The sequence below is a fragment of the Frankia sp. AgKG'84/4 genome (assembly GCF_023242965.2).
Lineage (GTDB): Bacteria > Actinomycetota > Actinomycetes > Frankiales > Frankiaceae > Frankia.
This window is the reverse complement of the sequence record NZ_JALKFU020001259.1, coordinates 1-2,312: the sequence shown is the minus strand read 5'-3', so window position 1 is coordinate 2,312 and position 2,312 is coordinate 1. Positions and strand designations below refer to the sequence as shown.

3 protein-coding genes and 1 pseudogene are annotated in these 2,312 nt (G+C 71.9%); all 4 read right to left on the bottom strand.

Features of this window, described 5'->3' with window-relative positions; genetic code table 11:
• Positions 1-71: 71 nt before the first annotated feature.
• Positions 72-452, bottom strand: a complete 381-nt coding sequence (gene rplT / locus MXD58_RS29410; RefSeq protein WP_248839714.1) for a 50S ribosomal protein L20 — start codon at positions 450-452, stop codon at positions 72-74.
• A gap of 138 nt (positions 453-590) precedes the next feature.
• Positions 591-785: a 50S ribosomal protein L35 gene (gene rpmI, locus MXD58_RS29405; protein ID WP_248820501.1), complete on the bottom strand. Its 195-nt coding sequence runs from the start codon at positions 783-785 to the stop codon at positions 591-593.
• Positions 786-877: 92 nt separating this feature from the next.
• Positions 878-1,381: a translation initiation factor IF-3 gene (infC, locus tag MXD58_RS30865; RefSeq protein ID WP_248820500.1), complete on the bottom strand. Its 504-nt coding sequence runs from the start codon at positions 1,379-1,381 to the stop codon at positions 878-880.
• Positions 1,382-1,865: 484 nt separating this feature from the next.
• Positions 1,866-2,312, bottom strand: a pseudogene (locus MXD58_RS29395) (hypothetical protein); the annotation flags it as partial.

The window sequence follows — 2,312 nt, the reverse complement described above, 5'->3', positions numbered from 1 at the left end:
CGCCTGCGACGCTCGCGACGACGGCGGCGGGTTCGAACGGACGGCGGGCACGGCCGGGCCTCGCGACAGACTCAGGCCGCGCTCGGCTCCGGCGCCGAGGCCAGGCCCGCGCGGGCCACCTCGACGAGAGCGGCGAACGCGGGCGCGTCGTTGACCGCGAGGTCGGCGAGGATCTTGCGGTCGACCTCGACGCCGGACAGGCGCAGCCCCTGCACGAAGCGGTTGTAGGTCATGCCGTTGGCGCGCGCCGCCGCGTTGATGCGAGTGATCCACAGCTGCCGGAAGTCGCCCTTGCGCGCGCGACGGTCCCGGTAGGAGTAGGTCATCGAGTGGAGCATCTGCTCCTTGGCCTTGCGGTACAGCCGGGAGCGCTGACCCCGGTAGCCGCTGGCCTGCTCGAGGACCGTACGGCGCTTCTTCTGGGCGTTTACCGCCCGCTTCACGCGTGCCATGAGGGCACCTGTCTCCTTAGTTCGTGTGCGTCCTGCCGGCCGGGCGGAGATCCATCCGCTCCTGGCGCGCGCCGGTCGGACCCTGGGTCGGTCCGGTTCGGCGTCGGCGCTTGTCGGCCGGCGCCGTCAGCGGTGCGCTCAGCTGGAGAGAAGGCGCTTGATCCGGCGGTCGTCCGCCTTCGTCAGCGGCACCTCGCCGTCCAGCCGCCGGGTACGGCGGCTGGACTTGTGCTCGAGCAGGTGGTTGCGGTTGGCGCGGCGACGCATCACCTTGCCGGTACCGGTGAGCCAGAACCGCTTGCTCGCGCCGCTGTGAGACTTCTGTTTGGGCATGTCGACATCCTGACGGTGTGCGTGGGTGGTCGATCGACCGGCGCGGCGGGCCCGGTCACGGCGGTGGGGCCGCGGGGTCCCGCCGCCGCCGGTCAGACGTGGCCGGCCGGCTCGGGCAGCCGCTGCGGCTTGGTGCTGGAGCCCTTGTGCGGGGCCATCACCATCGTCATGTTTCGGCCGTCCTGCTTGGGCTGGGCCTCGACGTAGCCGAGTTCGGCGACATCGGCGGACAGCCGCTGCAACAGGCGGATACCGAGCTCCGGTCGGGACTGCTCCCGGCCCCGGAACATGATGGTGATCTTCACCTTGTCACCGGCCCGCAGGAACCGCACGACGTGACCCTTCTTGGTCTCGTAGTCGTGCGGATCGATCTTCGGGCGCAGCTTCATTTCCTTGATGACGGTCTGGACCTGGTTCTTCCGAGCTTCCCGACGCTTCTGGTCGGACTCGTACTTGAACTTTCCAAAGTCCATCAGCTTGCAGACCGGGGGACGAGCGGTCGGAGCGACCTCCACGAGGTCGAGGTCGGCCTCCTGCGCCATGCGCATGGCCTCACCGATCGCGACGATGCCGATCTGCTCGCCTTCCGCGCCCACGAGGCGAACCTCGGGAACGCGAATCCGGTCGTTGATACGTGACTCTGTGCTGATGTGTTCCTCCGTTGCTCGACGCGCGGGCGTGACCTCACCGCAGCGGAGCACCGAGCCTGGCCATACCAGGCTCCCGGCCGACAGCCGTGGGAACGGCTCGGCCGACCGGCGACCCGGCCACCGCGTCCGCGGCCCAGACTCGGGCCGATCGGCCTTGCGATGTCCCGTGAGGGCGACACCAGCGGCGACTTCGGGTGGAGGGCGAACCCCCGCTTGGTCCTGCCGGACAGGCTCCGTGCCCCCGCCAGGGCCGTCGCGAAGACGGCACCGTCGGATGGGTGGGAACCAACCGGCATTCGGTCTGGGCCCCAGAGTAGCACCAGACCGCGGCGGGCGACGATCACATAGCCGGCCTGTCGCCCCAAGGGGCCCACGTCGACCGCAGCCGGTGAGCGGCGGTGGGCGGACGGCGGCCACCTCGGCGGGCCGTCTACCCCCAGCGCCGTCCCGATCGCAGTCCGCGGCCAAGCTGGCGCCGGACCGACGGTACCTGCCCCGGTTCCACCACGATCACCGCGACCGCCTCGGCCGCCGTGCCCTCGTCACCCGTCCTCGTCGTGGCGAGAATCGCGGCGAGCCGGCGGGCTGCCGCCTCCGCGGCCGCCGGCTCCGCGTCGCGCCCGCGGGGCACGATCACGAGAACGGGCTGTGGCGCGTCCGCGGTGGAGGTCACGGACTCGGCGGGCCACGCCCACACACGTTCGGGGATGTCCCGGAGCATCGCGCGCACCCGGGCCTGCTCCAACGGCCCACCGGCGGTCCGCACCGGGCGAAGCCGCGTGAGGCCCGCCTGGCCCGCCTGGCCCGCCCCGATCGGCGGCGACGCGGGACCCGGCCTGGGCGCACACGCGGTTGCCGACTCGTGACGGTGCCCCGC

What these genes read in the sequence shown, in the direction of transcription:
- rpmI (WP_248820501.1), bottom strand. Translation starts at nt 785, where the DNA reads ATGCCCAAACAGAAGTCTCACAGCGGCGCGAGCAAGCGGTTCTGGCTC.
- rplT (WP_248839714.1), bottom strand. Translation starts at nt 452, where the DNA reads ATGGCACGCGTGAAGCGGGCGGTAAACGCCCAGAAGAAGCGCCGTACG.